Source organism: Pseudomonas sp. N2-3-1-14, assembly GCF_041228395.1.
GTDB lineage: Bacteria > Pseudomonadota > Gammaproteobacteria > Pseudomonadales > Pseudomonadaceae > Aquipseudomonas.
This window is the reverse complement of record NZ_CP166199.1, coordinates 113,652-120,000: the sequence shown is the minus strand read 5'-3', so window position 1 is coordinate 120,000 and position 6,349 is coordinate 113,652. Positions and strand designations below refer to the sequence as shown.

At 56.2% G+C, this 6,349-nt stretch carries 4 protein-coding genes and 1 rRNA gene (1 of these 5 running past the window's edge); 2 read left to right on the top strand and 3 right to left on the bottom strand.

The features are described 5' to 3' along the window. From AB5I78_RS00575 to AB5I78_RS00565, 3 genes are all read right to left on the bottom strand, one after another. Window positions 1-670, bottom strand: a 16S ribosomal RNA gene (locus tag AB5I78_RS00575); it reaches 867 nt to the left of the window's first position. A 627-nt stretch (window positions 671-1,297) separates the two neighbouring features. Beyond that, window positions 1,298-2,518 carry a CaiB/BaiF CoA-transferase family protein gene (locus AB5I78_RS00570; RefSeq protein ID WP_242200453.1) on the bottom strand — a complete coding sequence of 407 codons (1,221 nt, stop codon included), beginning with the start codon at window positions 2,516-2,518 and terminating at the stop codon, window positions 1,298-1,300. Window positions 2,519-2,530: 12 nt separating this feature from the next. Continuing rightward, entirely contained in the window at window positions 2,531-3,712 is a 1,182-nt protein-coding gene (locus AB5I78_RS00565; RefSeq protein ID WP_053253703.1) for an acyl-CoA dehydrogenase, read from the bottom strand. 157 nt (window positions 3,713-3,869) lie between these two features. Between AB5I78_RS00565 and AB5I78_RS00560 the strand changes: the two genes are divergently transcribed. Beyond that, window positions 3,870-4,769, top strand: a complete 900-nt coding sequence (locus tag AB5I78_RS00560; RefSeq protein ID WP_369302736.1) for a LysR family transcriptional regulator — start codon at window positions 3,870-3,872, stop codon at window positions 4,767-4,769. A gap of 452 nt (window positions 4,770-5,221) precedes the next feature. Continuing rightward, window positions 5,222-6,343 (top strand): Re/Si-specific NAD(P)(+) transhydrogenase subunit alpha, encoded by a 1,122-nt coding sequence (locus AB5I78_RS00555; RefSeq protein ID WP_119741360.1) that lies wholly within the window; start codon window positions 5,222-5,224, stop codon window positions 6,341-6,343. Window positions 6,344-6,349 lie beyond the last annotated feature (6 nt).

Sequence of the window (6,349 nt, the reverse complement as noted above, 5' to 3'; positions counted from 1 at the left end):
TTCCACCACCCTCTACCATACTCTAGTCAGTCAGTTTTGAATGCAGTTCCCAGGTTGAGCCCGGGGATTTCACATCCAACTTAACAAACCACCTACGCGCGCTTTACGCCCAGTAATTCCGATTAACGCTTGCACCCTCTGTATTACCGCGGCTGCTGGCACAGAGTTAGCCGGTGCTTATTCTGTCGGTAACGTCAAAACACTAACGTATTAGGTTAATGCCCTTCCTCCCAACTTAAAGTGCTTTACAATCCGAAGACCTTCTTCACACACGCGGCATGGCTGGATCAGGCTTTCGCCCATTGTCCAATATTCCCCACTGCTGCCTCCCGTAGGAGTCTGGACCGTGTCTCAGTTCCAGTGTGACTGATCATCCTCTCAGACCAGTTACGGATCGTCGCCTTGGTGAGCCATTACCTCACCAACTAGCTAATCCGACCTAGGCTCATCTGATAGCGCAAGGCCCGAAGGTCCCCTGCTTTCTCCCGTAGGACGTATGCGGTATTAGCGTCCGTTTCCGAACGTTATCCCCCACTACCAGGCAGATTCCTAGGCATTACTCACCCGTCCGCCGCTCTCAAGAGAAGCAAGCTTCTCTCTACCGCTCGACTTGCATGTGTTAGGCCTGCCGCCAGCGTTCAATCTGAGCCATGATCAAACTCTTCAGTTCAAACATCTTTGGGTTTTTAAGAAACCCTAAACTTGGCTCAGCAATCGTTGGTTACATCTTTGATTTCTCGCGGAGTAACTTGTGATGCTGATAATCTTGTTGACTATCAGTCTGACTCCACAAGCACCCACACGAATTGCTTGATTCAGTTGTTAAAGAGCGGTTGGTTAAGATCTTTCGTCTCAACCGAGGCGCGCATTCTACAGCAGCCTCATTTGCTGTCAAGTGATTATTTTCAGAAGCTTTCGAAGATTTCTTCAACAACTTCAACCACTTGCGCTTCCGATCTCTCGTTAGCGGGAGGCGAATTCTACAGCGTTACACGCTGCTGTCAACACCTCTTTTTCTGCTTTCGACCGAGAGGATCGAAACGTTAATAGAGCCAAACAACACTGCCCTACCAACTCCTTCTGGGCTTCGATGAACTGAAGCAACTCGCTGTCGAATCTCGCGTAACTCTTTGTTTACCAAGGAGTTTTCCGTTTCGACTGCGCCGGAAGTGGGGCGAATTATAGACTTCCAGAATCTGCCGTCAACCCTTAATTTTGCTTTTCTATCAATTAGTTAGGATTGATTAAAAAACAACCGACATTGAGCCCTTCACACCCTCTATATAGAGGGAAACGCTCATATAACCCCCGCCTCCTTTAAAGCAGCCACACTCGCCGGCCCTAGCCCAAGCACACCTTGCAACACCTGAACCGTATGTTCTCCCAATAGAGGAGGCGCGCTACGGTACTCCACCGGCGTCTTGGAAAGCCTTATCGGACTCGCTACCTGAGGCACCATCCCCGCCAACGCATGCGGCAATGCCATCGCCAACCCCCGCGCCTTGACCTGCGGGTCGGCGAACACCTGTGCCAAGTCATTGATAGGCCCGCACGGCACACCCACTCGCTCCAGCTGCGATACCCACTCAGCGGTGGTCTTGAAGACGGTAGCCTGGCGAATCAACGGAATCAGCTCCGCGCGATTAGCCACCCGCAGCTTATTAGTAGCAAAGCGCGGATCCTCTGCCCATTGAGGCTGCCCCGCCACCTCAGCGAATTTGCGAAACTGCCCGTCGTTACCCACCGTGAGGATGAAGTCACCATCAGCCGTGGGAAAATCCTGATAAGGCACGATATTGGGGTGAGCATTGCCCAAACGCTTTGGCGAAACACCCGTCGTGAGGTAATTCATCGCCTGGTTAGCCAGGCATGCCACCTGCACATCCAATAACGCCATATCAATGTGCTGCCCGCCACCGTCATGATCGCGATGGGCCAGCGCTGCCAGAATGGCCACCGTCGAGTAGAGCCCGGTCAGGATGTCGGTCAATGCCACGCCCACCTTCACAGGCCCAGCCCCTTCATCACCCTCTGGCCGACCGGTCAGGCTCATAAGGCCACCCAGCCCCTGGATCATGAAGTCATAACCGGCGCGTGTCGCGTAAGGCCCCGTCTGACCAAAGCCGGTGATCGAGCAATAGATCAACTCGGGATTGATCTCCTTCAGCGATTCATAGTCCAGCCCATATGCCGCCAGACCGCCCACCTTGAAGTTCTCGATCAGGATGTCGGACTTGGCCGCCAGGTCACGCACCAGCTTCTGCCCCTCTGGTCGCGTGAAGTCGATAGTCACCGACTCCTTGTTACGGTTGGCCGACAAGTAATACGCGGCTTCACTGGTGTTCTCGCCAAATGCATCCTTAAGAAAGGGCGGCCCCCATGCACGCGTGTCGTCGCCATTACCTGGCCGCTCGACCTTGATCACTTCAGCCCCAAGGTCCGCAAGGATCTGGCCGGACCAGGGGCCCGCCAGCACTCGCGATAAATCCAGTACCCGCAGATGTGAAAGCGCGCCCATACCGTGCTCCTATTAATAGAACGCCTGAAGACCGGTTTGCGCACGCCCAAGAATCAAAGCGTGCACGTCGTGCGTTCCTTCATAGGTGTTGACCACCTCCAGGTTGACCAAGTGGCGCGCCACCCCGAACTCATCGGAAATACCGTTGCCACCCAACATGTCACGCGCCATACGGGCGATATCCAGGGACTTGCCGCACGAGTTGCGCTTCATGATCGAAGTGATCTCAACCGCCGCCGTTCCTTCATCCTTCATGCGCCCCAGACGCAGACACCCTTGCAGCGCCAGCGTGATCTCGGTCTGCATATCGGCCAGCTTCTTCTGGATCAGTTGGGTTGCCGCCAAAGGACGCCCGAACTGATGACGATCCAGGGTGTACTGGCGAGCGGTATGCCAGCAGAACTCGGCGGCACCCAGCGCGCCCCAGGAGATGCCGTAGCGCGCCGAGTTAAGGCAGGTGAAAGGCCCTTTCAAACCACGCACATCCGGGAAAATGTTTTCTTCCGGCACAAAGACGTTATCCATGACAATTTCACCGGTAATGGAAGCCCGCAGGCCGACCTTGCCGTGAATCGCCGGAGCGCTCAGACCTTTCCAACCCTTCTCAAGGACAAAACCGCGGATATCCCCGGCATCGTCCTTGCCCCACACCACAAACACATCGGCGATCGGGCTATTGGTGATCCACATCTTGGCGCCAGTCAGGCTATAGCCGCCGTCTACCTTGCGCGCCCGCGTAATCATCGCGCCCGGGTCAGAACCATGGTTAGGCTCGGTCAGGCCGAAGCAGCCGATCCATTCCCCGGATGCCAACTTCGGCAGGTACTTCTGCTTCTGCGCCTCGGTACCAAATTCGTTGATGGGCACCATGACCAGTGACGACTGCACACTCATCATCGAGCGATAGCCAGAGTCGACACGCTCGACCTCACGGGCGATCAGCCCATAACTGACGTAATTCAAGCCACTGCCACCGTACTGCTCAGGGATCATCGCGCCGAGCAGGCCGGTTTCGCCCATCTCGCGAAAAATCGCGGGGTCGGTCTTTTCATGGCGGAAGGCTTCGAGCACACGCGGCGCCAGCTTGTCCTGGGCGAACTGCTCAGCACTGTCACGTACCATGCGCTCCTCTTCGGTGAGCTGTTGATCCAGCAGCAGCGGATCGATCCAGTTGAAGCTTGCCTTACCAGCCATGAATAAGCCCTCGCGGAAAAAATCAGAAGTCGTGGGTGCAGCCTAGGCTGGGCAGACGCAGAGGGCAAACGAGGTTTCTGCATAGGGTTGTGCTAATTTCTCACTCCGAAACGACTGAGAAGGGCGCAGACGCGCTTTATAAGTGAGTACTCCGTACATGCGCAGAAAAATTCCCAGTACGACTGCTCTGGTCAGCTTTGAGGCTGCGGCCCGCCACGAGAGCTTTACCAAGGCGGCGCACGAGCTTTCCATCACCCAAGGCGCCATCTGTCGACAGATCGCCAGCCTTGAAGAGTTTTTGAGTGTCGAGCTATTTCGGCGCTCAAGGCGCGGGGTAAAACTGACGGAAGCGGGCCTGTCCTATAGCCGGCGCGTCGCCATGCAACTGGACGCCGTAGAGCGCGACACCTTGTCAGTAATGGGACAGCAGGGCGCCAACGTCATTGAATTGGCCGTGGTGCCAACCTTCGGTACCCAATGGTTGATCCCTCGCCTCAAAGATTTTCAACGACACCACCCAGAGGTGACCGTCAATCTCACCAACCGGACGCGCCCCTTTCTATTTGCCGATACCGAATTCGATGCGGCGATCTACTTCGGCGATGCCGACTGGTCCGGCACCGAGTCTCACCGTCTGATGGGGGAAAATCCGCTCCCGGTGTGCAGCCCGCGCTTGTTGGGTGACCGTGACCACTTCAGCCCTCAGCAGATCGCGCAATTGCCGCTACTGCAGCAAACCACTCGGCCATACGCCTGGCGCCAATGGTTCAGCGCGCAACAACTGAACATACCCCGTGACATGACAGGCCCTCGTTACGAGCTATTCTCGATGTTGTCTCAAGCCGCCATGCATGACATGGGCATTGCGCTGATTCCGCCATTCCTTATCCAGCGCGAGCTTGAGGAGAAGCAATTAGTGATCGCAAGCTCCGAAGCCCTCAGCAGTTCGAAGGCGTATTACCTGATGATTCCCGAACGAAAAGTCGAATCCGCCTCACTGCACGCCTTCAGAGACTGGTTAATTGATCAATCACAGCGTTATAGCCCCAATGTTTAAAGGCCCTACGCTAGTTACTGACCCTGTAGTCAAGATATTCAAAATCCTACAGATGTACGGATATGTCGCATTTACGCAGACTGTACTTGCCAGCCAAAAATGAGGCTCAAAGCTATGATCCACATGGCTTTCAGCGACCACATGCGGCCAATGCCCGCCCATTCACAGCGACGATTGGAAAAAGCCTCAAAAAAGCCTGAACCCCTCTAAACACCTGTATTTAAAACGGTTATTAGGGTGCATTGCGACAATCAGTCACAGGGTGACTTGTAGTTAATTTTTCGTCACCCGTCATAATCCCTTGATGGCCGTAAAGTTCGCCTGCAAAATGCCGCGCCCCGCTGTCATTTCGGCGGGATCGTGCTGATCGGCCGCCCCAGTTGCGCCACTCGCGGTGCACTGGCCTTTTTACAAAAAGATCAAAAGCAAAAAGATCATGCAGGAGATTTGACGTGCACATTGGTGTTCCTCTCGAAACCCAGACCGGTGAAACGCGGGTGGCTGCCACCCCGGAAACCATCAAGAAGCTGATCGGCCAGGGCCATAAGGTCACTGTTCAAAGCGGTGCAGGCATTAAAGCCAGTGTCGTGGACAGCGCCTATGAAACCGCAGGCGCAACCATTGGCAGTGCCGAGGATGCGTTGGGTGCCGAGCTGATTCTCAAGGTGGTTGCCCCCAGCGACAGCGAACTGGCGCTGATCAAAAGCGGCACCGTGTTGGTGGGCATGCTCAACCCGTTCAGCAACGAAACCATCGCCAAACTTGCCGAGCGCGGGATTACGGCCTTCGCCCTTGAAGCTGCACCGCGCACCTCGCGGGCCCAGAGCCTTGACGTGCTGTCATCGCAAGCGAACATCGCCGGCTATAAAGCGGTATTGCTGGCAGCCCATCACTACCCACGCTTCATGCCAATGCTGATGACTGCCGCCGGCACCGTCAAAGCCGCGCGCGTGCTGATCCTCGGCGCCGGCGTTGCAGGCTTGCAGGCCATTGCCACGGCGAAACGCCTGGGTGCAGTGATCGAAGCGTCCGACGTGCGCCCGGCAGTAAAAGAGCAGATCGAATCCCTGGGTGCCAAGTTCGTCGACGTGCCCTACGAAACCGATGAAGAACGCGAATGCGCGGTCGGCGTCGGCGGTTATGCGCGCCCCATGCCTTCCAGCTGGATGCAACGCCAGGCCCTGGCCGTGCACGAACGCGCCAAGCAAGCCGACATTGTTATCACCACCGCGCTGATCCCGGGCCGCAAGGCACCGACGCTGTTGAGTGCTGAAACCGTCGCACAGATGAAACCCGGCTCTGTGGTCATCGACCTCGCCGCAGCCCAGGGCGGCAACTGCCCGCTGACGGTCGCCGATCAGGTGATCGTGGAAAACGGAGTGACCATCTGCGGCCCGACCAACCTGGCCGGCGCAGTCGCTGCTGATGCTTCTGCTCTGTATGCGCGCAACCTGCTGGACTTCCTGAAGCTGGTCTTCACCAAGGAAGGGCAGTTTGAAATCAACCTCGAAGACGACATCGTCGCCGCGTGCCTGATGTGCCGCGACGGCCAAGTCATCCGTAAAAACGCCTAAGCAGGG

What these genes read in the sequence shown, in the direction of transcription:
- AB5I78_RS00560 (WP_369302736.1), top strand. Translation starts at nt 3,870, where the DNA reads ATGCGCAGAAAAATTCCCAGTACGACTGCTCTGGTCAGCTTTGAGGCT.
- AB5I78_RS00570 (WP_242200453.1), bottom strand. Translation starts at nt 2,518, where the DNA reads ATGGGCGCGCTTTCACATCTGCGGGTACTGGATTTATCGCGAGTGCTG.
- AB5I78_RS00565 (WP_053253703.1), bottom strand. Translation starts at nt 3,712, where the DNA reads ATGGCTGGTAAGGCAAGCTTCAACTGGATCGATCCGCTGCTGCTGGAT.